Origin of the sequence: Variovorax brevis, assembly GCF_030317105.1 — a bacterium.
In the GTDB taxonomy this organism is placed as follows: Bacteria; Pseudomonadota; Gammaproteobacteria; order Burkholderiales; family Burkholderiaceae_C; genus Variovorax; species Variovorax brevis.
The window spans coordinates 836,028-858,542 of the sequence record NZ_JASZYG010000002.1 but is presented as its reverse complement, the minus strand read 5'-3'; the positions used below and the strand labels follow the sequence as shown (position 1 = coordinate 858,542).

General features: G+C 65.6%; 25 protein-coding genes. 13 read left to right on the top strand and 12 right to left on the bottom strand.

Translation table 11 applies throughout. From position 1 onward, the window contains the following. Window positions 1-8 precede the first annotated feature (8 nt). On the bottom strand, window positions 9-845 hold the full coding sequence (locus QTI66_RS08600) for a crotonase/enoyl-CoA hydratase family protein (protein ID WP_286559061.1): 837 nt from the start codon (window positions 843-845) through the stop codon (window positions 9-11). A 109-nt stretch (window positions 846-954) separates the two neighbouring features. Between QTI66_RS08600 and QTI66_RS08595 the strand changes: the two genes are divergently transcribed. The 5 genes from QTI66_RS08595 (at window position 955) to QTI66_RS08575 (ending at window position 4,881) form a co-directional block, all read left to right on the top strand. Further along, on the top strand, window positions 955-1,344 hold the full coding sequence (locus tag QTI66_RS08595; protein ID WP_286558916.1) for a DUF488 domain-containing protein: 390 nt from the start codon (window positions 955-957) through the stop codon (window positions 1,342-1,344). Between the two features lie 15 nt (window positions 1,345-1,359). Further along, window positions 1,360-2,274 carry a CoA transferase gene (locus tag QTI66_RS08590; protein WP_286558915.1) on the top strand — a complete coding sequence of 305 codons (915 nt, stop codon included), beginning with the start codon at window positions 1,360-1,362 and terminating at the stop codon, window positions 2,272-2,274. Between the two features lie 89 nt (window positions 2,275-2,363). After that, window positions 2,364-2,867, top strand: coding sequence for a hypothetical protein (locus QTI66_RS08585; RefSeq protein WP_286558911.1), 504 nt, complete (start codon window positions 2,364-2,366; stop codon window positions 2,865-2,867). A 24-nt stretch (window positions 2,868-2,891) separates the two neighbouring features. Further along, the gene (locus QTI66_RS08580; protein ID WP_286558909.1) at window positions 2,892-4,298 is read left to right on the top strand and encodes a GAF domain-containing protein; all 1,407 of its coding nucleotides are present in this window, start codon (window positions 2,892-2,894) and stop codon (window positions 4,296-4,298) included. A gap of 184 nt (window positions 4,299-4,482) precedes the next feature. Continuing rightward, entirely contained in the window at window positions 4,483-4,881 is a 399-nt protein-coding gene (locus tag QTI66_RS08575; RefSeq protein WP_286558908.1) for a hypothetical protein, read from the top strand. A gap of 39 nt (window positions 4,882-4,920) precedes the next feature. Here QTI66_RS08575 and QTI66_RS08570 read toward each other — a convergent pair whose 3' ends face one another. From QTI66_RS08570 to QTI66_RS08560, 3 genes are all read right to left on the bottom strand, one after another. After that, complete coding sequence (locus QTI66_RS08570; RefSeq protein WP_286558906.1) at window positions 4,921-5,682, bottom strand: hemerythrin domain-containing protein; 762 nt, start codon at window positions 5,680-5,682, stop codon at window positions 4,921-4,923. Between the two features lie 178 nt (window positions 5,683-5,860). Beyond that, a complete protein-coding gene (locus QTI66_RS08565; protein ID WP_286558905.1) occupies window positions 5,861-6,769 on the bottom strand; it encodes a hypothetical protein in 909 nt (302 codons plus the stop codon). A gap of 25 nt (window positions 6,770-6,794) precedes the next feature. Next, on the bottom strand, window positions 6,795-9,299 hold the full coding sequence (locus QTI66_RS08560) for a YgiQ family radical SAM protein (RefSeq protein ID WP_286558903.1): 2,505 nt from the start codon (window positions 9,297-9,299) through the stop codon (window positions 6,795-6,797). Between the two features lie 253 nt (window positions 9,300-9,552). On the opposite strand from QTI66_RS08560, the gene QTI66_RS08555 reads away from it, so the two are divergent. Further along, on the top strand, window positions 9,553-10,497 hold the full coding sequence (locus tag QTI66_RS08555) for a bifunctional helix-turn-helix transcriptional regulator/GNAT family N-acetyltransferase (protein ID WP_286558901.1): 945 nt from the start codon (window positions 9,553-9,555) through the stop codon (window positions 10,495-10,497). On the opposite strand, the gene QTI66_RS08550 is transcribed toward QTI66_RS08555, so the two are convergent. Together QTI66_RS08550 and aqpZ are read right to left on the bottom strand one after the other, a co-directional pair. Then, complete coding sequence (locus QTI66_RS08550; protein WP_286558900.1) at window positions 10,487-11,719, bottom strand: patatin-like phospholipase family protein; 1,233 nt, start codon at window positions 11,717-11,719, stop codon at window positions 10,487-10,489. The genes QTI66_RS08555 and QTI66_RS08550 overlap by 11 nt on opposite strands. 48 nt (window positions 11,720-11,767) lie before the next feature. Then, window positions 11,768-12,469, bottom strand: coding sequence for an aquaporin Z (gene aqpZ / locus QTI66_RS08545; protein WP_286558899.1), 702 nt, complete (start codon window positions 12,467-12,469; stop codon window positions 11,768-11,770). 217 nt (window positions 12,470-12,686) lie between these two features. Between aqpZ and QTI66_RS08540 the strand changes: the two genes are divergently transcribed. From QTI66_RS08540 to QTI66_RS08525, 4 genes are read left to right on the top strand one after another with little or no spacing between them, the layout of a single operon-like run. Next, on the top strand, window positions 12,687-13,277 hold the full coding sequence (locus QTI66_RS08540) for a chromate transporter (RefSeq protein WP_286558898.1): 591 nt from the start codon (window positions 12,687-12,689) through the stop codon (window positions 13,275-13,277). Beyond that, complete coding sequence (locus QTI66_RS08535; RefSeq protein WP_286558897.1) at window positions 13,274-13,873, top strand: chromate transporter; 600 nt, start codon at window positions 13,274-13,276, stop codon at window positions 13,871-13,873. Before QTI66_RS08540 ends, QTI66_RS08535 begins: the two co-directional genes overlap by 4 nt. Before the next feature lie 25 nt (window positions 13,874-13,898). After that, window positions 13,899-14,858, top strand: a complete 960-nt coding sequence (locus tag QTI66_RS08530) for an aldo/keto reductase (RefSeq protein WP_286558894.1) — start codon at window positions 13,899-13,901, stop codon at window positions 14,856-14,858. 11 nt (window positions 14,859-14,869) lie between these two features. Beyond that, the gene (locus QTI66_RS08525) at window positions 14,870-15,352 is read left to right on the top strand and encodes a DUF3237 domain-containing protein (protein ID WP_286558892.1); all 483 of its coding nucleotides are present in this window, start codon (window positions 14,870-14,872) and stop codon (window positions 15,350-15,352) included. Here QTI66_RS08525 and rlmB read toward each other — a convergent pair. Beyond that, complete coding sequence (gene rlmB, locus QTI66_RS08520) at window positions 15,339-16,097, bottom strand: 23S rRNA (guanosine(2251)-2'-O)-methyltransferase RlmB (RefSeq protein WP_286558891.1); 759 nt, start codon at window positions 16,095-16,097, stop codon at window positions 15,339-15,341. The two genes, QTI66_RS08525 and rlmB, sit on opposite strands and share 14 nt — an antisense overlap. A 127-nt stretch (window positions 16,098-16,224) precedes the next feature. After that, on the bottom strand, window positions 16,225-16,938 hold the full coding sequence (locus QTI66_RS08515) for an ABC transporter ATP-binding protein (protein ID WP_286558889.1): 714 nt from the start codon (window positions 16,936-16,938) through the stop codon (window positions 16,225-16,227). Here QTI66_RS08515 and QTI66_RS08510 point away from each other — a divergent pair. After that, the gene (locus QTI66_RS08510; protein ID WP_286558888.1) at window positions 16,937-17,602 is read left to right on the top strand and encodes an arylesterase; all 666 of its coding nucleotides are present in this window, start codon (window positions 16,937-16,939) and stop codon (window positions 17,600-17,602) included. The two genes, QTI66_RS08515 and QTI66_RS08510, sit on opposite strands and share 2 nt — an antisense overlap. A 77-nt stretch (window positions 17,603-17,679) precedes the next feature. Here the strand turns inward: QTI66_RS08510 and QTI66_RS08505 are convergent, their stop codons facing one another. Then, window positions 17,680-17,883 carry a hypothetical protein gene (locus QTI66_RS08505; RefSeq protein ID WP_286558887.1) on the bottom strand — a complete coding sequence of 68 codons (204 nt, stop codon included), beginning with the start codon at window positions 17,881-17,883 and terminating at the stop codon, window positions 17,680-17,682. A 68-nt stretch (window positions 17,884-17,951) separates the two neighbouring features. After that, window positions 17,952-19,145 carry a PLP-dependent transferase gene (locus tag QTI66_RS08500; protein ID WP_286558885.1) on the bottom strand — a complete coding sequence of 398 codons (1,194 nt, stop codon included), beginning with the start codon at window positions 19,143-19,145 and terminating at the stop codon, window positions 17,952-17,954. 40 nt (window positions 19,146-19,185) lie between these two features. Between QTI66_RS08500 and QTI66_RS08495 the strand changes: the two genes are divergently transcribed. Together QTI66_RS08495 and QTI66_RS08490 are read left to right on the top strand one after the other, a co-directional pair. Further along, complete coding sequence (locus QTI66_RS08495) at window positions 19,186-20,043, top strand: helix-turn-helix domain-containing protein (protein ID WP_286558884.1); 858 nt, start codon at window positions 19,186-19,188, stop codon at window positions 20,041-20,043. Window positions 20,044-20,133: 90 nt separating this feature from the next. Beyond that, a complete protein-coding gene (locus tag QTI66_RS08490) occupies window positions 20,134-20,589 on the top strand; it encodes a VOC family protein (protein ID WP_286558882.1) in 456 nt (151 codons plus the stop codon). Window positions 20,590-20,594: 5 nt separating this feature from the next. On the opposite strand, the gene QTI66_RS08485 is transcribed toward QTI66_RS08490, so the two are convergent. Both QTI66_RS08485 and QTI66_RS08480 read right to left on the bottom strand, forming a co-directional pair. Then, complete coding sequence (locus QTI66_RS08485) at window positions 20,595-21,119, bottom strand: phosphoribosyltransferase (protein WP_286558881.1); 525 nt, start codon at window positions 21,117-21,119, stop codon at window positions 20,595-20,597. Window positions 21,120-21,183: 64 nt separating this feature from the next. Next, window positions 21,184-22,515 carry an adenylosuccinate synthase gene (locus QTI66_RS08480; RefSeq protein ID WP_286558879.1) on the bottom strand — a complete coding sequence of 444 codons (1,332 nt, stop codon included), beginning with the start codon at window positions 22,513-22,515 and terminating at the stop codon, window positions 21,184-21,186.

Here is a 22,515-nt window from a genome sequence, read left to right as displayed (position 1 = left end):
CGAGCTGATCAGCGCCGGGCGGCCGCGAACACGGGCGCCCGGCGCTCCATGTTCGCGCGCACGGCTTCGATCTGGTTGGCGCTGCCGATCAGCGCCTTCTGCTCGACCGATTCCTGGAGCAGCAACCCGCCCGCGTCCAGGGCCATGGATGCATTGAGCAGTCGCTTGGCAGCGCGAATCCCATCGGGGTTCTTGGCCGCAATGTCGCTGGCCATCGCCCGCGCGTCGCGCAGCGGGTCGTCCGACAGGCGCGTCGCGAATCCGATGCGTGCAGCTTCTTCTCCCGTGAAGATGCGGCCTGTGTACGTCAGCTCGCGCACGACGTCGGCTCGCGCCAGCTCCCGCATCAGCACCATCCCGCCCATGTCGGGCACGATGCCCCACTTGATCTCCATGACCGACATCTTCGTGTCCGGCGCCACCAGCCGGACGTCGGCGCCCAGCGCAATCTGCAAGCCCCCGCCAAAGGCCGTGCCGTGCACCGCGGCAATGACCGGCACCGGCACTTCGCGCCACACCATCGCGACGTTCTGCGCGGCGTTCGACATGCCGTGCGTGCGCTCGACGAGGTCGCGGGCCGCGACGTCTTGGCCCAGCAGCGCGCCGGCCGGTTTGCTGGTGTCGGCCATACGCCCGAAAGAGGCCATGTCCAGCCCGGCGCAGAAGGCCTTGCCCTGGCCGGAGATGACCACGGCACGCACGTCGCCGTCGGCCTTGAGTCGCTCGCCGGCTTCATTGAGCGCGTCGAACATTCCGGAATCGAGAGCGTTCATCTTGTCCGCGCGCGTCAGCTGAAGCTCGACCACGCCGTCGTCGTGGCGTGTCCATGCGATGCGGTTTTCCATAGTCATTCGCTGTCTCCTTGGATGGCAATTCCCGAGTATCGTTTGCGGTTGCACGCGTTGGCGTCACCAACACGACCGACCGGATTTTCAGAGACAACAGAGACACAAGATGGCCATTCGAATCGTCCGCTTGGGCACTGAGCGCGCGCCCGGCGAGGGCTTGCGCATCGGCACCGTCCGCCGCCCGCCGCGCGGCGTGCCCAAGGCCGAGTTTGCTTCGCAGAACTGGTACGACGTGTGGTACCCCAACCTCGCGCCCTCGGCCGACACCATGAAGCTCGGGCAGGAAGCGCAGACGCCGGCCCAATGGAACGCCTTCACCCGAAAGTACAAGAGCGAGATGGCCGAAGCCGACGCGAGCCGCAGCCTCGACCTGCTGGCCGCCCTCTCGCACGGCAGCGCCATGTCGGTCGGCTGCTACTGCGAGAACGAGGCGCACTGCCACCGATCCATCCTTCGCGCCCTGCTCGCCGAGCGCGGCGCGGCCATTGCGGACTGAACTCCTTCAACTTCCATGTCGACCTCCACCAACGATCCCAACGCGCCCTTGGCCGGCGTGCGCGTGCTGAGCCTTGCCCTCAACCTGCCGGGCCCTGCCGCTCTCATGCGCTGTCGCCAGATGGGCGCCACCTGCACCAAGCTCGAGCCACCGCCGCCCGCCGGCGCGCGCTCGGCCGACCCCATGGGCAGCTACATGCCGGGGGCGTACGCGGCGCTGCACGAAGACGTGGAAGTGGTCCACGCCAACCTCAAGACGCCCGAAGGCCAGGCCGCGCTGCACGCACACCTGGCGCAGACGGATGTGCTCATCACCTCGTTCCGGCCTTCCGCGTCCCGGAAACTCGGCGTCGACTGGGCCAGCCTGCAGGCGCGGCATCCGCAGCTTTCGCTGGTCGAGATCGTCGGCGCCCCCGGCGCGCGGGCCGATGAGCCGGGCCACGACCTCACCTACCTTGCGGAAAGTGGCCTTGTCACGGGACTGGACTTGCCGCCGACGCTGTTCGTCGACATGGCCGGCTCCGTGATGGCGAGCGAAGCCGTGCTGCGGGCGCTGTTGCGCCGGGCCACGACAGGGCTGGGCACGCATGTCGAAGTCGCCCTCTCCGAAGCCGCCAATTACCTTGCCTTGCCGCACACATGGGGCCTGACACAGCCCACCGGCTCGGTCGGCGGCGCTCATGCCGGCTACCGCGTGTACGCCTGCGCCGATGGGCGCGTGGCGGTGGCCGCACTCGAAACGCACTTTGCCGCGAGCCTCTGCGCAGCGGCCGGCGTCGACACCTCGCAAGGCGGCAACGCGATGTTCCGCTCGGCGACGCACGCGGCGGTAAGCGCCTTCTTTCGCGAGCGCACTTGCGAGGAGCTCAACGCGCTGGCCGTGGCGCAGGACATCCCCCTCTACACGATGCCGGACGAAGCCGCGCGCTGACGCGCCGCGTGGAGCGCATGCTCCCGAATCGATAGCACCGGGCGCCCGACCAGTGGGCGCGGCAGGCTATTTGCTTCACAATTTGCGCCATGACGAACGCCGCAGCACGTCCGCTCCTCACGCCCGAGTTCATCGCGATGGTGGACAAGGGCGTGTCCGCCGTGGTGGCTTCGCGCGACGCTGCGCTGCGTCCCAGCCTGATGCGCGCCGTGGGCACCCAGATCACGCCGGACGGCACGGAGATCACGCTGTTCCTCGGGCGCAGCCAGTCGCGCCAACTGCTGCAGGACCTGGCCGCCACGGGCCGCATCGCCGTCGTCTTCAGCCAGCCGACGACGCACCGCACACTGCAGGTCAAGGGCACGGGCATCAATGGGCGCGCCGCCACGGCGCAAGATGCGCCGGCCCTCCAGCGCTATCTCGAATCCATGGAATACGAGATCTGCAGCATCGGCTACGGCGCCCCGACGGTGCGGGCCATGCTGGCCTTCCGGCTGGATGACCTCGTGGCGATCACCTTCACGCCCACCGAAGCCTTCGACCAGACGCCGGGCCCCAAGGCAGGCAGCGTGCTGTCGGCCGCGACGGCCTGACCCCGGACGACGAAGCGCGAACGGATGACACCGCCCACCTTCTCCACGACGCTTCACGCCATCCGCGCCTGTCTCGAAGGCGCGGTGCCGGCCATGATGGCCACCTGTGCGGCCGACGGCACGCCCAACGTGGCCTACATCTCGCAGGTGTTCTACGTGGACGAGCGGCATGTGGCCCTGTCCTACCAGTTCTTCAACAAGACGCGCCAGAACATACTGGCCAACCCCTTCGGCACCGTGCTGGTGATGCACCCCGCCACTGCCGCCTTCTACCGGCTGCATCTGCGCTACCTGCGCACCGAAACGACCGGCGCCCTGTTCGAAGGCATGAAGGCGCAACTCGCGGGCATTGCCTCGCACTCCGGCATGGCGAGCGTGTTTCGCCTGCTGGGCTCCGACGTGTACGAGGTGCAGGCCATCGACAGCGTGCCGGCCGACGGCCTGCTCCCGGCGCCGCCCCCGCGCACCGGGCTGCTGGCAGCTTTGCGCGAGTCGGCCGTGAGGCTCGCGAAATGCAGCGGCACCGACGAGTTGCTGCAGGCAACGCTGGCGGTGCTGAGCGATCACCTCGACGTGCGCCACGCGATGATCCTGATGCTGGACACGTCCACGCAGCGGCTCTACACGGTGGCCAGTTGCGGCTACTCCACCTCGGGCGTGGGCTCGGAAATCGAGATGGGCCACGGCGTGATCGGCGTGGCCGCGCGCGAATGCACGCCGGTGCGCATCAGCCACATGACCAACGCGGCCAGCTACAGCCACGCGGTGCGCACCAGCATGCTGGAGATCGAACCGGGTTTGCTGCTGGAGACGGACATTCCCTTTCCGGGCCTGGCCGAGCCGCACAGCCAGCTGGCGGTGCCCATCGTCTCGGCCGGCCGCGTGATGGGCGTGCTGTTCGTCGAGAGCCCGCAGGACTTGCGCTTTGGCTTCGAGGACGAGGACGTGCTGGTTGCGATGGCGGGCCACCTTGGTGCGGCCCTCGACCTGCTGCAAGCCGCTGCGGAACCGGCGCCGTCCCCGTCGGCCGCATTGGCGACGGCGGAGGTGACTGCAAATGAAAGCACCGAGCCCGCACCATTGCCGCCACCCGTTGCCGGCGGCGCGCCATTGTTATTGCGCCATTTTGGTGCAAATGACAGCGTATTTATCGATGAGAACTATTTAATTAAAGGCGTGGCGGGCGCCATCTTCTGGAAGCTGCTGCGCGAATTCACGCAATTGGGTCGGTGCGAATTCAGCAACCGTGAATTGCGGCTGGACCCGGCCATTCGCCTGCCCGACGTGGCGGACAACCTGGAGGCGCGGTTGGTGCTGCTGCAGCGCCGGCTGGTGGAAAACAGCCCCTACATCCGCATCGAGAAGACAGGGCGCGGGCGCTTCCGGTTGCGCGTTGACCGGCCCTTGAACCTCGCTGAAATCGCTGCCTGAGCCGGAATTAAGTCTTAGGATTTATTGGCTCTGGCTCGCTGGCGGCAGCACCGCCAATTGCATTTAAGCCGAAGGATTTAACTCGACGCAAATCCTGCAATTTCCCTCTGAAAAGTCATTGATTTGTCGTGCGGTAACGCATTGCAACATCCATAATTGCGACCTGCATAGAGGAATTGCCGAAATGACTTCATTGCGAGAAGAATTCAAGCAGGCTGTTCGCGCCCTCGAATCCGCTTATCTGGCGGACAAGATTGCCTACGTCGGGCTCAACCGCCGCAGCAAGGATTTCTGGGCGCTTCAGCCGCCCAAGTCGTGGCCCACCGGCGCCGATTTCGCGCCATGGCTCCACGCCCGCACGCGCCTGCTCACAGCGGAAGCCCGGGTGATCGAGTTGCTTCGCCGGCGCTGCGAGGAGATCAAGGAGCGCCGCAAGCGCCGCTTGGCCCGGCGTTCCGTCGCCTGCGCCCCGTACCTGGAGCAAATCGTCGAAACGGTGCCTGACGACTTGGGCCTCGCGAATTTCTTCACCCTCAAGACGGCCGAAGCGCCGGCCTTGACGCCCTTCCTGCGCGTGCACTGAAAAGGGCTCGCGCAAGAAGGCACGGCACGTTTCGGCAACTCAGCAACCCTGCAACTGTTCCAGATCCGGCTTGGCGCCGGTCGGTATTCCCAGGCTCGCCACCAGCTTGCTCCATTCGCGTCCGCTCAGGTGCGGGCGAACCACGTCGAGGATGGCGGCAAAGGCCGGCGGCGGCGCGTGCGCCTGGATGTCCGACAGCATCAGCGTGCGTTCGGCCGGGTTCATGAAAGGCACGATCCAGCGGATCGCGAACATCATCTCCTCCGGCGGGATCGATGCCACCAGCCGGTTGTGTAGGTCGATGAGTTCGGCATCGGTGTAGCGCGCCCACAGCACGGCGTTGTGCGCCGTCTCTTCCACATGCATGTGCTCGAAGTTGTGCGCGATGAAGAGCGACAGCCGGCGATAAAGCGCCAGCGCGTCGGCGGCGCGCGTCGTCGGGTCGGCTTTCAGGACCACCGACGTGGCGCGGGCCAGCGCGTCGATCTCTTGCTCATGCTCTTCGTGCTCGTGCGCAATCACGCCGCTCGCGCCCGGTGCGCGGGCTTCCAGCGCGGTGTGGATGAATTCGTTTTCGTGCGTGAGGTGCGAGCGGCAGAAGTCGAGCAGTTGCAGCAGGCGCTGCGTGGTCTGCGCCAGTTCGAGCGCATCGTCCACGTCCATGCGCCCGACGGCGGTCAGCGTGTCGGCCATCAGCGCGCGCAGCGCCTTGTGGATGCCGACGTACAGGTCAACACGCGGCATGGCCGCGCTCGCGGCGGCACTCTGGACTTGCTGCAGCTCGCGGGAGTCGTTCTTCATGATGTCACTTCCTTGATTACCGTCAGTGGCGACGGGCGCCCCATGCGCTCATCTGCCATGTGACCCGATCAGCCAGTTCACAGGCCACGGAAGGAAGTCTAGAAATCGGGTCTTGAACGCGCCGCTAAGAATTGCTTACCGGATCCCTAACAAAACCTTAAACGGCACGTTTCCTCCCCTAATGTGAGGAGGCATTTCGCAGTCGGTCCGCGCGCTTGAGCTCGCGGTAGGTCTCGAAGTCGACCTCGTGCAGCTGTCGCGGATAACGCTCGGCCGAGGCATACCAGCGCTCGAAGCGCTGGTCGGCCTGCCGCAGGGGCGGCGCGTGCATGGCGTCGAGGTATGCGTCGGCAGTCAGGAAGTAGCGCACCGCATTGCGCTCGACCAGCCCGCGCAGGCCGCGGATGTAGTCGGGTGCGCCCTTCGCATCTTTTCCGACGACGGTGAAGCCGACCTTGTGGCTGCCAAATGTTGCGAGGTAAGCCTGTGTTGCCATGCGCGCAACCATGTTGTGGTCGTACGAATAACTGAAGTGAAGGAAGGTCTGCGCCGGCTGGATGGACACCGCTTCGAGCAGCACGAAATGGTTGCTCGTGCCCAACGGCCCCTCCGCTGAACGCAACTCCACCGCGAAATAGTCCGGCGTGGCCGCGTTGACGCGAAACTCCAGCGGAAGCACAAAGGCATCTTCCACAGGCTGGTCGTAGTTCCGCACCACGCTGAGCGACAGCTTGTGCTGCCCGCCATCCGACTTGGACAGCACGCACTGCCGGTTGTCGATGTGCAGCAGCATCATGTCGCACCAGTTCGCCGGGACCGACAAGGCTTCGACGACGTCGTCGAGCGAGTGGTTGATGACGGCGTAGACGTCGCCACGCAAGCCGTCGGCCAACTCGGCGGAATCCACGAGGATGGGGCGGCCGAAGGGGTTGTTCGCCAGCTTGGCCTGCATCGCCTTGTGTTGCTTGAGCAGCGCTTCGGCCTTGGGGCTTGGCGCGCTCAGGACGGCCGTGCTCGCGGCGGCCAGGCACAGCGTGAACAGCCAACGCAACCACACAAGACGCGATTGCGGAGGCCGGCGTGTCACGTGTGCTCGCGGAGTGGCTATGTACCTATCGCGCCTTGCGCACCGACGGCTTGGCGCTGGGCCTCGGACGTGCGGCGGGTCCCGACCCGTTGTCGCGCGGCGGCAGGCCGGTGTGCTGCGTCAGCAGGCGGCCTTTGGTGACAGGCGTCGAGCGCACGGTCTCGGCCGCAGCGCTGGAGTTCTTGCGGCGCGCGCTCTGGTAGCTGCCATCGGTCAGCGGCTGCCAGGTCGGGATCAGGTGGTGCTTGCCGTTGCCAATCAGGTCGGCGCGGCCCATGGCCTTGAGCGCTTCGCGCAGCAGCGGCCAGTTGTTGGCGTCGTGGTAGCGCAGGAAGGCCTTGTGCAGGCGCCGGCGCTTTTCGCCGCGCACGATGTCCACCGTCTCGCTGTCGCGCGTGATCTTGCGCAGCGGGTTCTTGTTCGTGTGGTACATCGCGGTCGCGGTCGCCATGGGCGAAGGATAGAAGGTTTGCACCTGGTCGGCACGGAAACCGTTCTTCTTCAGCCAGATGGCGAGGTTCATCATGTCTTCGTCGCTCGTGCCCGGATGCGCGGCGATGAAGTACGGAATGAGGTACTGCTTCTTGCCCGCCTCGGCCGAGTACTTCTCGAACATCTGCTTGAACTTGTCATAGCTGCCGATGCCCGGCTTCATCATCTTCGTGAGCGGCCCCTGCTCGGTGTGCTCGGGCGCGATCTTGAGGTAGCCGCCGACGTGATGCTGCACCAGTTCCTTCACGTACTCGGGCGATTGCACCGCCAGGTCGTAGCGCAGGCCGGAGCCGATCAGGATCTTCTTGACGCCCTTGAGGGCACGTGCCCGGCGGTAGATCTTGATGAGCGGATCGTGGTTGGTGTTGAGGTTCGGGCAGATGCCCGGGTACACGCAACTGGGCTTGCGGCAGGCCGACTCGATGGCGGGCGACTTGCAGCCGATGCGGTACATGTTGGCCGTCGGGCCGCCGAGGTCGGAGATGGTGCCGGTGAAGCCCTTGACCGAATCGCGGATCGCCTCGACCTCCTTGATGATCGAATCCTCGGAGCGGCTCTGGATGATGCGGCCTTCGTGCTCGGTGATGGAGCAGAAGGTGCAGCCGCCAAAGCAGCCGCGCATGATGTTCACGCTGAAGCGGATCATTTCCCACGCGGGGATCTTGGTCGCGTGGTCGTGGCTGCCGTTCTCGTCGGCGTAGCGGGGATGCGGGCTGCGGGCGTAGGGCAGGTCGAACACGTAGTCCATCTCGGCCGTGGTCAGCGGGATGGGCGGCGGGTTGATCCAGACGTCGCGCGCGGTCGTGCCTTCGCCGTGGGCTTGCACCAGGGCGCGGGCGTTGCCGGGGTTGGTTTCAAGGTGCAGGACGCGGTTGGCGTGGGCGTAGAGCACGGGGTCGGACCGCACCTGCTCGTACGAGGGCAGGCGGATCACCGAGCGGTCACGCGGCGGGACCTTGATGCGCGCGTCGGCCGTTGTTGCGCCGACTGCCTTGGGTGCTGCCCCCTCTGCCTGGGCTGCTGCCCCCTCTGCCTGGGCTGTCGCCCCCTCTCCCGCAAGCGGGAGAGGGTTGGGGTGAGGGCTCCGCGCCTTCAAATTGGGATTCGGCACGAATATCAGAGGCTGCGTGCCCTCACCCCTGCCCTCTCCCGGAGGGAGAGGGAGTGAAGACCGGGACTCGGCGGCCTTGGCGACGGCTTCCGCTTCCTCTTCCTTCGCACACGTCGCGCCATTCGCCTTCGCCTGGTCCGACACCATCAAATACGGATTCACATGCGCTTCGACGCGGCCCGGTTCATCCACGCTGGTCGAATTGATCTCGAACCAGGCCTCCGGCGTTTCTCGCCGCACGAATGCCGTGCCGCGAACGTCGGTGATCTGCTGGATCGGCTCGCGCGCCGCCAGGCGATGCGCCACTTCGACGATGGCCCGCTCGGCATTGCCGTACAGCAGCAGGTCGCACTTGGAATCGACCACGATCGAACGGCGGACCTTGTCCTGCCAGTAGTCGTAGTGCGCGATGCGGCGCAGCGAGCCTTCGATGCCGCCGAGCACGATGGGCACGTCGCTCCACGCTTCGCGGCAACGCTGCGAATAAACGATGGCCGCACGGTCGGGCCGCTTGCCGCCGACGTCGCCGGGCGTGTACGCGTCGTCGCTGCGGATCTTCCGGTCCGCGGTGTAGCGGTTGATCATCGAATCCATGTTGCCCGACGTCACGCCGAAGAACAGGTTCGGCTTGCCCAGCACCTTGAAGGGATCGGCACTCTGCCAGTCGGGCTGCGCAATGATGCCGACCCGAAAGCCTTGCGCCTCCAGCATGCGGCCGATGACGGCCATGCCGAAGCTGGGATGGTCGACGTAGGCGTCGCCGGTGACCACGATGATGTCGCAGCTGTCCCAGCCGAGGGTTTCCATCTCCTTGCGCGAGGTCGGAAGGAATTTGGCCGTGCCGAAGCGAGCCGCCCAGTACTTGCGGTAGCTGGTCAGCGGCTTGGCAGCGCGATGAAAAAAGGAGACGTCGACAGGGGCGTTCATTGAATTGCGAGGGTTGGCGCAATGCAACGCCATGTGGGCCCACAACGGGCAACCGGGCATTTTAGGGTTTTACCGGAGTCCTGTCATGTTTGCGGGCTCTCCGGTGGCGGGCGGTGCCCATCCGTTTTACTTGCGTGCGGGTGGTTCGCGGTCTGCACGAACGACCCCGTGTAGCAAACCGGCGGTTGACGTTGGCAAGCCAATTCGTCCAATTACTTGCCTTAGTCAATCAATTTGCTTGACAATAGCATGCATGAGCATTGCCCCACCCCTGCCAGATGCCGCCGCCGTGAAGGCCGTGCGGCAGTTCAATCGCTTCTATACCCGCCAGATCGGCGCACTCGACCCCTATCTGGGCAGCGACCTGTCGCTCACCGAAGTGCGTGTGCTTTACGAACTGGCGCATCGCGCGGAACCCGTCGCCAGCGAGATCGCGAAAGACCTCGGACTCGATGGCGGCTACATGAGCCGCATCCTGCGCCGCTTCGAATCCTCCGGCTGGATCACGCGCGCCGCCCGCGCGACCGACGGCCGCCAGAGCGTGGTCACATTGACGCCGGCCGGACGCGCGGTTTTCGAACCGCTGCAGCAGCAATCGCGCGATGAGGCTTCGGCACTGCTCGCACGCCTGTCCGTCGCCGATCGGCACCGCTTGGTGGAGGCGATGCAAACGGTGCAATCGCTGCTCGACGCCGCGCCGTCCGACAAGGCGCGCACCCGCACCGTGGTGCTGCGCGATCCCGCGCCCGGCGACATCGGCTGGGTCGTGCAGCAGCACGGCGAGATCTACGCACGCGAGTACGGCTGGAACAGCGAGTTCGAAGCGCTGGTCGCCGACATCGCGGCCAAATTCATGCGCGACTTCCAGCCCGCGTGGGAGAAATGCTGGGTGGCTGAACTGGACGGCGAACGGGTCGGCGCCGTGTTCCTGGTGCGCAAGTCGGCCGGCATCGCGCAATTGCGCATGCTCTTGCTCACGCCGGCCGCCCGCGGCATGGGCCTGGGCGCTCGCCTGACCGACGAATGCATCGCCTTCGCGCGCAGCAAGGGCTACAAGAAGATCATGCTCTGGACCAACAGTTGCCTGGCCGCCGCACGCGGCATCTATGCGGCGCGCGGGTTCAAGCTCGACAAGTCCGAGCCCTACGAGGGATTCGGCCAGAAGTTGGTGGGCGAAACTTGGTCGCTCAAGCTTTAGCCTTGTTCCCTGCCGCGACCACGGCCCGCGCCGTCGATGTCGGATCGCCCATCGGATGCCGAACACGCCCAATGCCCGCCTCACTCAGGTCGTAAGTCGTCACACCGTGGATCGGCACGTTGCCCTTGAGCCGGTCGGGGTGCGCCATCGTCGCGCGCAAGTCCCGAACACCCGCCTCCCAATGCTCTTCGACGGCGGCGCGTGAGAACTCATAGTCTTTCGATTCCAGCTCGTAGGGCTTGTCGCGATAAATGAGGTGGAAGATATCGATCGGTTGGTGCGTCAGGTGCGCCTGCACCTGCGCCACGCTGGCGTCGTTGCGCAGAGCGGCGGGCAGCTTGGCGATGAGATCGGCAAGGGCCTGCTGCAGGTTCAGGTTGGCGGCCAGCGCGTCGGTGTTCATGCGCGTCCGGCTTGAATAGGTGATGTCTTTCTGGCGCTCCAGCACTTCACCGAGCGTCGTGGGCATGAGGCCCTTCGCGCTGAAGAGGTCGACCTGCAACACCACCAGTGCCTCGGTGCGCGGTTGCTTGTCCAGCACGTATTGCAGCGGCGTGTTCGAGACGATGCCGCCGTCCCAATAGTCTTCGCCCTCGATGCTCACGGCCGGCAGGCCCGGCGGCAAGGCGCCCGACGCCATGATGTGTTCGGGCCCGAGCTTCTGCTGCGTGTTGTCGAAGTAGACCGAGTTGCCAGTGCGGACGTTGACGGCGCCGACACTCACGCGCGTCACGCCGTTGTTGAGCCGATCGAAATCGACCAGTCGCTCCAGCGTTTGCCGAAGCGGCGCGCTGTCGTACACGCTGGACACGTGCGCGGCCACACCGAGCAGCAACTCCGGCGTGGGCCGCGGCTTGAAGAATCCGGGGATGCCAAAGAGCGAGGTCATGGTGGCGCTCCACTGGTTGAGCGCGGCGCGGTCACCCATCCACGTCGGCACGCGTTGCGCAATGCCGGAAGAAACCAGGTTCCAGAATTCGCGGAGCCGTTCGACCCGCTTGTCCGGCGCATTGCCGGCGATCAGTGCAGCGTTGATGGCACCGATCGAAACGCCAGCCACCCATTGCGGGGGCTTTTGCGTTTCACACCAGGCGGCGTAGACACCTGCTTGATAAGCCCCGAGCGCCCCGCCACCTTGCAGGACCAGGGCCTTGTCCGCGGCGCGCATGGCAGCGCGCCGCGCGGAATCGATGCCACTTTCAGATCGAGTCGTCTTGGTCATGACGTCCATTGGACATCATGACCGGCCCGATCCGCTTGAAGCCTTCGATCAGTCGTTGTCGGACAGGAAAGCGCGGTAGATGATCGCGCCGAGGATGGCGCCCACGATCGGGGCCACCCAGAACAACCACAGTTGACCCATCGCTTCAGGGTTCGTGGCGAACAGTGCGGGACCCGTGCTGCGAGCCGGATTCACGGAGGTGTTGGTGACCGGAATGGAGACCAGGTGGATCAGCGTCAGGCACAGGCCGATGGCCAGCCCACCGAAGCCGCCCGCTGCGCGCTTGGCCGTGGAACCGAGGATCACGATGATGAAGACGGCCGTCAGGACGATTTCGGTGATCAGTGCAGCCTTCATGCTGAACTTGCCGGGCGAGAACGCGTCGTAGCCGTTGGTCGCGAAGCCGCCGATTTCAGCGCCGGGCTTGCCCGTCGCGATCAGGTAGAGCACGCCGGCAGCAGCCATGGCACCCAGGACCTGCGACACCACATAACCTGGAAGCTCGGCAGCCCTGAAGCGGCCACCCAACATGAGCCCCACAGACACCGCGGGGTTGAAGTGGCCACCCGAGATGGGGCCGAAAGCGTAGGCGCCCGTCACGACCGTGAGACCGAAAGCGAGCGACACGCCGGCAAAGCCGATGCCCAACTCCGGAAAGGCCGCGGCAAGTACCGCGCTACCGCAGCCACCAAAGGTGAGCCAGAACGTACCGAGAAACTCGGCAGACAGTTTTTTCAAAGTGCTATTCATTTCCCTGAACCATGTTTTATGTGAGTCAAAAATCCGCTTGACGATTTCAAGCGGCCGCGCATTCTAGGAAGACTTTTCGAAGGAGATTCGCTCGCAAATGTCACCCGTTGGGGCCCGAGCGCGGAGGGGTTCACGGAAGCCATGGCTTTCGATTTGCGCCCCGCAGAAGGGCGGAAGTCGCACGCAAGAAATTTCCATCGATCCGATAATGGCGCCAATGCATTCGGCCCCTTCCGGCGCAACGCCGCCCATCGACCACCCCCGACCCGAATCCCCGCGCGACCTGTTTGTTTCATTCACCTGGCTTGCCTTGCAGGGCTTTGGCGGCGTGCTCGCGGTCGTGCAGCGCGAGATGGTCGAAAAGAAGCGCTGGCTCACGCCAGACGAATTTCTTGAAGACTGGGCCGTGGCACAGGTGCTGCCCGGCCCCAACGTGATCAACCTCGCGCTGATGCTGGGGGACCGCTATTTCGGCCTGCGTGGCGCGATCGCGGCGGTCGGCGGAATGCTCGCCGTGCCGCTGGTCGTCATCCTCGTGCTGGCGTTGGTGTACGCACAGTACGCGGGGCATCCGCAAGTGGCAGGGGCTCTGCGCGGCATGGGCGCCGTGGCCGGCGGGCTGATTGCGGCAACGGGCATCAAACTGATTCCCCAACTGGCCCGGCATCCACTGGGATTGCGCACCTGCCTTGTCTTCATGGCACTGGTGTTCTCCGTGATTGCCTTCCTGCATTGGCCACTGGTCTGGGTGCTGGTTGCGTTTGGCGGTGTGTCCTGCGTCTGGACCTGGCGAAAGATTGCGCCATGAGCATCACGCTGCACTGGTCCGACTGGCTGGGCCTCTTTGGCCAGTACATGTTTCTTTCGCTGCTTTCCATCAGCGGCGCAATCACGACGGTGCCTGACATGCACCGCTATCTGGTGGCCCAGCATGGATGGCTGACGGATGCGCAGTTCAGCTCTTCCGTCGCCATCGCGCAGGCAGCGCCCGGACCCAACGTTCTCTTCGTCGCGCTGATGGGCTGGAACGTGGGCATCAATGCCGGTGGCGGCGTGGCGGCGGGCATGAGCGCCTGGCCCCTGGGGCTGTTCGGCCTCGCCGTGACCATGTTCGGCATCATGCTGCCGAGCACCACCCTCACTTACGTCGCCACGCGCTGGGGCCACCGCAACCGCGACCGGCGCGGCGTGCGTGCCTTCAAGCAAGGCATGGCGCCGATCGTGATCGGGCTGCTGGTTGCCACGGGCTGGGTGCTCGCCACGGGCAACCACGACGCGGGTGCGCCCGCATGGCATCTGTGGCTGCTGACGGCCGTGTCGGCTTTCATCGTCTGGCGCACGCGCGTGCACCTTTTGTGGCTGCTGGGGGCAGGCGCCCTGCTCGGCGCGCTCGGCATCGTCTGAATTTCAACTTGCGAGGAAACTTTCCATGAACCTTCGTCCCCTTGGCCGCTCCGGCCTTCAAGTGTCTCCCCTGGCCTTCGGTGGCAACGTGTTCGGCTGGACGGTGGACGAGGCGATGTCGTTCCGCCTGCTCGACGCGTGGCTCGATGCGGGGTTCAACTTCGTCGACACGGCCGACGTCTATTCCAGCTGGGTTCCGGGCCACGTCGGTGGCGAGTCGGAAACGATCATCGGCAAGTGGCTGCGCCAGACCGGCAAACGCAACCGCGTGGTGCTGGCCACGAAGGTCGGCAAGCCGATGGGCGAGAAGAAAGTCGGCCTGTCACCCGCCTACATCCGCGAAGCGGTGGACGCGTCGCTGCGCCGGCTCAAGACGGACCACATCGACCTCTATCAATCGCACGACGATGACGCCGACACACCGCTGGAGGACACGCTCGGCGCATTTGCGGAACTCATCAAGGTCGGCAAGGTGCGTGCCATCGGCGCGTCCAACTACAGCGCGCCACGCCTGGCCGAAGCGCTCGACGTGGCCGAGCGCGCCGGCCTGCCGCGCTATGAAAGCCTGCAGCCCCTCTACAACCTCTATGACCGCGCCGTGTTCGAGGACGAACTCGAGCCGCTGTGCGTGAAGCGCGGCGTCGGCGTGATCAACTTCTATGCGCTCGCCGCAGGTTTCCTGACCGGCAAGTACCGCACCGAAGCGGACGCCAGCAAGAGCGCCCGCGGCGCGAACACGACGAAGAAGTACCTCAACCCGCGCGGGCTGAGGATCCTCGATGCACTGGACAAGGCGGCACGGCAATACGGCTTCGCGCCCGGCCAGATCGCCATCGCATGGCAGATCGCGCGGCCTTCGATTACGGCGCCCATTGCCAGCGCCACCTCGATTGCGCAGTTGAACGAACTCACCGCCGCCGCGCAGCTGAACCTCGACGCGGGAACCATCGCCGCGCTCGACGCGGCCAGCGCCGAGACGAAGTAGGCAACGGCACCATGTCGACCAGCGCATTCGATCCCCTCGCCGCTCCTGGCCTGGAGCACTTTGCCGACCTGCAGGTTGACGTGGCAGCGCCGCAGGTGCTGGGTCGATCCACGCGGGGGCTGCGGCGCGTGGTGCCCATCCTCGGCGGCAGCGCGCAAGGGCATGGCTGGACGGCGCGCGTCTTGCCGGGGGGAAGCGACTTCCAGCTCATCGTGAGCGACACGTTGTCCGAACTCGACGCCCGATACGGGCTGGAAACCGATGCTGGCGATCTGATCTTTGTGCAGAACCGGGCCGTGCGCGCCGCGCCCGCGCAGGTCATGGCCAGGCTGCTGCGCGGCGAGGCGGTGGACCCCGCCAGCATCTACTTCCGTTGCAGTCCGAGCTTCGAGACCTCATCCGAGTCCTTGCGCTGGATTTGCGAGCGCATGTTCGTCGGGGTCGGCGTGCGCCATCCGGCGCAGGTGGTGATGCGCTTCTTTACGCTGCTTTGACGGACGTGCGCTGACGCAGCGCTTCGTACAGGCACACGCCGCTGGCCACGGAAACGTTCAGGCTCTCCACCGCGCCCGCCATCGGAATGCTGATGAGTTCGTCGCAGCTCTTGCGCGTGAGCTGGCGCATGCCCGCGCCTTCCGCGCCCAGCACAAGGGCGACCGGGCGCTTGAGGTCACTTTGATACAGCGTGCCCGGCGCGTCGTCACTGGTGCCGACGCACCAGATGTTGCGCTCCTTGAGTTCGCCCAGGGTGCGCGCAAGGTTGGTCACCATGAAGTACGGCACCGTCTCGGCCGCACCGCTGGCGACCTTCGCCACTGTGGCGTTGATGCCGGCAGCGTGGTCCTTGGGGGCGATGACCGCATGCGCGCCGGCACCGTCGGCCACGCGCAGGCAGGCGCCCAAGTTGTGTGGATCGGTAACGCCGTCGAGAACCAGCAACAGCGGCACGGTGCCCGCCGCTTCCAGCGTCTCGAGCAACTCGTCCAGCGAATGAGTCTGCGGGATCGGCTCCACGCGGGCCGCGACGCCCTGGTGTCCGTGGCTGCCGCTGAGCTTGGACAGGCGCGCACCGTCGGCTTCGATGAGGCGAACACCGGCGTCTTGCGCCTTCGCCACGAACTGCTTCATTCGCGCATCGCGGCGGCTGGCGTCGAAGAGCACTTCGATCACCGATTTGGGTGCGGTCTTGATGCGCACACCCACGGCATGAAAGCCGAAGATCACTTTGGGGGAAGACATCCAGCGATTATCGAGCCTCGCCCGACACGGCCGGACTTGCGGCAACTCTGCCTTCCTCCTTCCCCTCCCGGGGGAAGGTCGGGATGGGGGCACCGCGCGCCTCCTGCGCACGGCCTTCACCCTTCCCTCAGACGCCGATCTCGTCCCCCGCCTTGACGCGCCCCGCCTCGATCGTGATGCGGTGCTCACAGCGATCCGCAATGCCGCGGTCGTGCGTCACCAGCACGAGCGTGGTGCCCAGTTCGCGGTTGAGGTCGAACATGAGCCGCATGACCTGCTCGCCGGTCGCGAAGTCAAGGCTCCCCGTGGGCTCGTCGGCGAGCAACAGTGCGGGCTGCACGACGAAGGCACGGGCCAGCGCCACGCGCTGCTGTTCGCCACCCGAAAGCACCTTGGGGTAATGGCCCAGCCGCTGGCCCAGGCCCACGCGCGAGAGCATCTCCGCGGCGGCCTTGCGCGCGTCCTTGCGGTTGGCCAGTTCCAGCGGAAGCATCACGTTCTCGAGCGCCGTGAGATTGCCCAGCAACTGGAAGCTCTGGAACACGAAGCCGACCTTCTGCGCCCGCAAGGCGGCCCGCTCGTCCTCGTCGATCGCAAAGATGTCCTGGCCCGCCAGCCGGACGGTGCCGCGCGTGGGCGTGTCCAGCCCGGCGATGATCGACAGCAGCGTGCTCTTGCCCGATCCCGAGGCGCCCACGATGGCGGCCGTTTGCCGCGCGCCCAGCGTGAAGTCAATGTCCTGCAGAATGTCCAGTGTGCCGGTCGAGTCCGAGACGGACTTGAACACGTGCTCGACGGCAACAATTGCTTGGGACTGACCTACAGAAGGGTTTTGGGACATGAATGGCTTTGGCGTGGTGAATCGCCGTGACTTTATCTTGGCCGGCACGCTCGCCGGCACGGCAGGGTACTGGGCGAGTGCGCAAGCCCAGACGGGCAGCGGCAAGCGCGCGGTCATCCTGGTGGTTGGCGACTCGCTCAGCGCCGAGTATGGCCTCAAGCGCGGCGACGGCTGGGTGCCCCTGATGCAAAGGCGCATCGCGGAACAGAAGATTCCCGCGACGGTCGTCAATGCCAGTATCAGCGGCGACACCAGTTCGGGGGGCCGTGCCCGGTTGGGCGCGCTGCTCGCGCAGGAAAAGCCGACCCACGTGGTGCTCGAACTCGGCGCCAATGACGCGCTGCGCGGCCTTCCGCTGCAAGGCACGCAGGAGAACCTCACGCAGATGACGCGTGCAGCACAGGCGGCCGGTGCCAAGGTGCTGATCGTCGGCATCCAGGTGCCGCCGAACTATGGCTCCGACTACACGCGCCGCTTCGAGGCGATGTTCGCCCAGGTCGCGTCCAGCACCAAGGCGGCGCTCGTGCCCTTCCTGCTGAAGGGCGTTGCGGACGCGCCGGACGCGGCGAGCCTCTTCCAGGCCGATCGCATCCACCCCACGGCCGCCGCGCAGGCACGGATGCTCGACAACGTCTGGCCGGAGTTGCAAAAGCTGCTCAAGTAAGGCGCTGCGCCAAAGAAAAAAGCCACCGTCCGAGTCCATCGGACAGTGGCTTGCTTTCTTTTTGCGAGGGATTGCGCTCAGCCGCTCTTGGTGGGCAGTTCGGGTGCGATGGGCGGATCGTGTTCAAGCGAGGCCACATCGGTTTCCGGATCTCCCGGCTCCAGTCCATCGCCACCCGGATTGAGTTTGCGGTCGGCCTTGGCCCGGAGCTTTTCTTCCTTCTTCTTCTTCTTGGCAAGCTCCTTTTGGCGCTTTTCATAACCGTAGTTCGGTGTTGCCACTGTTTCTCCTTGAACAGTCCCGTCAATGTGACGGCGATGGGTCGAATGTACGCGATAACCCGGGCCTTTCAGAGCGCAGCCAGCGCGCGTTCGAGGTCCGCCTGCAGGTCTTCGACCGCCTCCAGTCCGACCGAAAAGCGCACCAGCGTGCCCTTGTGCGGCCAGCGCGCCACCTTGGCATCGCGCATCAATCCGATGTCATAAGGCACGACGAGGCTGATGGGGCCGCCCCATGAGTAACCGAGCCGAAAAAGTTGCAAGGCATCGCAGAATCGATCGACCTGCGCGGTGCTGTAGCGCTCATCGAAGACCACCGAGAAAAGGCCGGCCGCGAGGTCGGTGCCACCGCAAAGCGCACGCCAGTTTTCATGGCCGGGTGAGCCTTCGATGGCCGGATGCAGGACCTGCGCGATTTCCTCGCGGTTGGCGAGCCAGCGCGCGAGCACCCGCGCCGACTGGTCGTGTGCACGGTAGCGCAGCGCCATGCTGGGCAAGGAACGCATCACCACCTGGACGTCGTCCACGCCGATGCCGAAACCGATGCGCATGTGCGTGAGCTTGAGCTTGATGTGCAGCGCCGGGTCGCGGGAGACCACACTGCCCATGAGCACGTCGCCGCCGCCGCTGGGGTACTTGGTGAGGGCATGCACCGAGACGTCCACCCCCTCGCCGTCGCCTTCGAGGTCGAAGGGATTGAAGGCCAGGCCCGCGCCCCAGGTGTTGTCCAGCGCGCTGAACACGCCGGCGTCGCGGCACAGGCGCGCGAGCGCGGGCAGGTCGGGGAACTCCATCGTCACGGAGCCTGCCGCCTCGAGCCACACGAGCCGCGTGCGTTCGGAAAGCTTGGCAGCCAGGTCCTGTGGATTCATCGCGTCGTAGAGCCGGTGCGTGATGCCGAAGTTGGCCAGCTCGCCGGCCGCCAGCGCCTTGTTGGGGCCGTAGGCGTTGTCGGGAATCAGCACTTCGTCGCCCGTCTTGAGCAAGGCAAAGCACACCAGCGAAATCGCCGCCAGTCCGCTTGGCACCAGCAAGCATTCGCTGCCGCCCTCCAGCGCCGCCAGCCGCTCCTCCAGCGTGAAGGTGGTGGGCGTGCCGTGCAGGCCGTAGGTGTAGCCGACCTTCGTCTTCCAGTCCCGCGCGCGCATGGCGGCCACGTCCTTGAAGAAGACCGTGGAGGCCTTGTAGACCCCCGGCTGGGGTGCCTGGAAGTGCTCAGGCGGCTTGTAGGGATGGTGAATCAGGTCGGTCGATGGCTTGCTCATGATGCGATGCTATCGCGGCCCGCGGGATCACAATGCGGGGATGCGACAAGACGACCTGTCTGTCTTGCGTCCACCGACGCTGTTGACGCGTGCGCCCTCGCCGCTTCTGCGGCCCTACGTTCAGCAGATGTGGGCGAGTGCGCCCGCCGGCGGGCAGCCGGCCACACCCGTCGCACGAGAACATGTGCTGCCCACGGGCTACATGCACCTGGTCTTTCGGCTGTCCGGCCCGCCCTTGCGCGTGTTCGCGAGCGCGACCGACGACGGGGGCGAAAGCATTGGCTACGCCATCGTCGGCGGTGCCCGCTCGGCCTTCTATGTGCGAGACGTGTCGCAACCGGCGTGCTCGGTCGGTGCACAGCTTCGGCCCGGTGCAGCACTGGCGCTGCTGGGCGCACCCGAGGACGTGCTGGCCGGCCGCCACACACCCCTTGAATTGCTCTGGGGACGCCGTGCCGGCTTCGCTCTCGAGCGCCTGCACGCCGCAGGAGGACTCGCCGATCAGCTCGATGTGCTGGAAGCCCTGCTGACCGAGGCGCTCGCCTCCCGCATCCACGGCTTGCATCCGGCCATCGCACAGGCCTTGCAGGCGTTGACGTGGGGCGACGCCGGCATTGGCGAACTCGCGGCGCGCAGCGGCTACAGCCATCGGCGTTTCATCACCCTCTTTCGCGGGGCGACCGGCCTCACGCCCAAGGCGTATGCGCGCGTGCGGCGGCTGGATCGGGTGCTCGATCTTGCCGGCAGCGATCCTCTGCGCAGCTGGGCCGACATCGCCGCGGAGGCGGGATTCAGCGACCAGTCGCACCTGACGCGCGAGTTCGGCGAGTTGGCGGGCATGGCGCCGCAGGCCTGGCGACGTGCGGCACCGACGTCGGCGCGCCACGTGCCGCGCTGAAGACGCACTTCAATTTCCTTCAAGACATGCGCCGCGCGGCGGCAGAAAATTGGCGCCTGTCCGTCTTCTTCTTTGAAATGAGGCAACCGCATGGCCACCCGTGAAATGTTCCCCTACATCTGCGTGCACGACGCCAACGCCGCCGTCGATTTCTACACGCGCGTCTTCGGCATGACGGAGAAGTTCCGGCTCACCGAGCCGGGCGGCCGCGTCGGCCACGTCGAGATGGATTTCGGCGGCGCGACCCTGATGATCAGCGAGGAATTTGCGGAGTACGGCATTCGCAGTCCGAAGTCGATCGGCGCGACGCCCGTCACCATTCACCTGCATGTGGACGACGCCGACGCGGTGGTCGCAAAGGCGCTGGAGGCCGGTGCGACGATCCACATGCCGCTGGCGGACCAGTTCTATGGCGAGCGCTCAGGCAGCTTCTTCGACCCCTTCGGCCATCGCTGGAACATCGGTCATCACATCGAGGATGTGTCGACCGATGAAATGCAAAAGCGCTATGACGCCGATCCGGGCTGTTCAGATCAGCCCAAGTAGTCAGGTCAGACTGACCACTTCTCGATCAACTTTTCAGCGCCGAGCGAGTCGTACCCCTCGAAGGGCTGGTGGATCCACGGGTTGGTTGCCAGGAATTCCACCGAGTAGTCCGGCTCGAAGGTCGACAGCGCCTTCGTCCAGATCACCGCGCTGCGCAGTTCGGTGATGGGCGTGTACTTGTTGCGCAGCATGTCGACCACGGCGTGCAACGTGTGGCCCGAATCGGCCAGGTCGTCGACCAGCAGCACCTTGCCGGCAATCTCGCCCTTGGGCGTGGTGATGTAGCGGGCGATGTCGAGGTGGCCCTGGATCGTGCCGGCGTCGGCGCGGTAGGAACTGGTCGACATGATGGCCAGCGGCTTGTTGAAGATGCGCGAGAGCACGTCACCCGGACGCATGCCGCCGCGCGCAAGGCACAGGATCGTGTCGAACTCCCAGCCCGACTGATGGACCTTGATGGCCAGCTTTTCGATCAGGTTGTGGTACTCGTCGTAACTGACGTACAGGTGCTTGCCGTCTTCGGTCAACATTTTTGCTTGGCTCCAGGTGTAGTTCTGCGCGGGCGTGGGGATGGGAAAAAAGCGGGCGACGGGATCATTCCGCCAGATAGGGGTGGCGCATCATGATCGTGTGGTCGCGATCCGGGCTGGTGGACACCATGTGGATGGGCACGCCAGTGACCTGTTCAATGCGCTGCAGGTACAGGCGCGCGTTGACGGGCAGCTTGTCGTACTGCGTGACGCCCACGGTGCTTTCCGACCAGCCTTCGAGCTTCTCGTAGACCGGCGTGCAGCGCTCGATCTCGTCCGCGCCCATCGGCAGGATGTCGGTGTATTCGCCGTCAAGCATGTAGCCGGTGCACAGCTCAAGCTCCTTGATGCCGTCGAGCACGTCCAGCTTGGTGATGCACAGGCCCGACAGGCCGTTGACCTGCGCCGAGCGCTTGAGCAATGCCGCGTCGAACCAGCCGCAACGGCGGCTGCGACCGGTCGTCACGCCCTTTTCGGCGCCCACGGTGCTCAGGTGATAGCCGACGGTACCGGGCGTCGCCCAGTCGAGTTCCGTCGGGAATGGGCCGCCACCGACGCGCGTGCAGTACGCCTTCGTGATGCCCAGGATGTAGTGCAGCATGCCCGGGCCCACGCCCGAACCCGCCGCCGCATTGCCCGCAACGCAGTTGCTGGAGGTCACGTAGGGATAGGTGCCGTGGTCCACGTCGAGCAGCGTGCCTTGCGCGCCTTCGAACAGCAGGTTGGCGCCGTGACGATTGGCTTCGTTCAGCTCGCGCGAAACGTCGGCCATCATCGGCTTGAGCAGCTCGGCATGGCGCATGGCCTCTTCGAAGACCGTGTCGAAATCGACCGGCTTGGCGCCCAGCACTTCGACCAGCACGTGGTTGTGCAGGTCCAGGCAAACGCGCAGCTTGGCGGCAAAGCGCTCGGGGTGCTTCAGGTCCTGCACGCGCAGGGCACGGCGGGCGATCTTGTCTTCGTAGGCGGGGCCAATGCCGCGGCCGGTGGTGCCGATCTTCTCGATGCCGCCCTTTTCGCGATACGCCTCGCGCGCAATGTCGAGCGCCGCGTGGAACGGCAGGATCAGCGGGCACGCCTCGCTGATGCGAAGGCGCGAGCGCACTTCGACGCCAGCCTTCTCCAGCCCTTCGATTTCCTCGAACAGCTTGGCCGCCGAGAGCACGACGCCATTGCCGATGTAGCACTTGACGCCCGGACGCATGATGCCGCTGGGGATCAGGTGCAGCGCCGTCTTCACGCCGTTGATGACCAAAGTGTGGCCCGCGTTGTGGCCGCCCTGGAAGCGGACCACGCCCTGGGCGCTTTCCGTCAGCCAGTCAACCAGCTTGCCCTTGCCTTCGTCGCCCCACTGGGTCCCGACGACGACCACGTTTCTTCCAGTGGTTACGCTCAT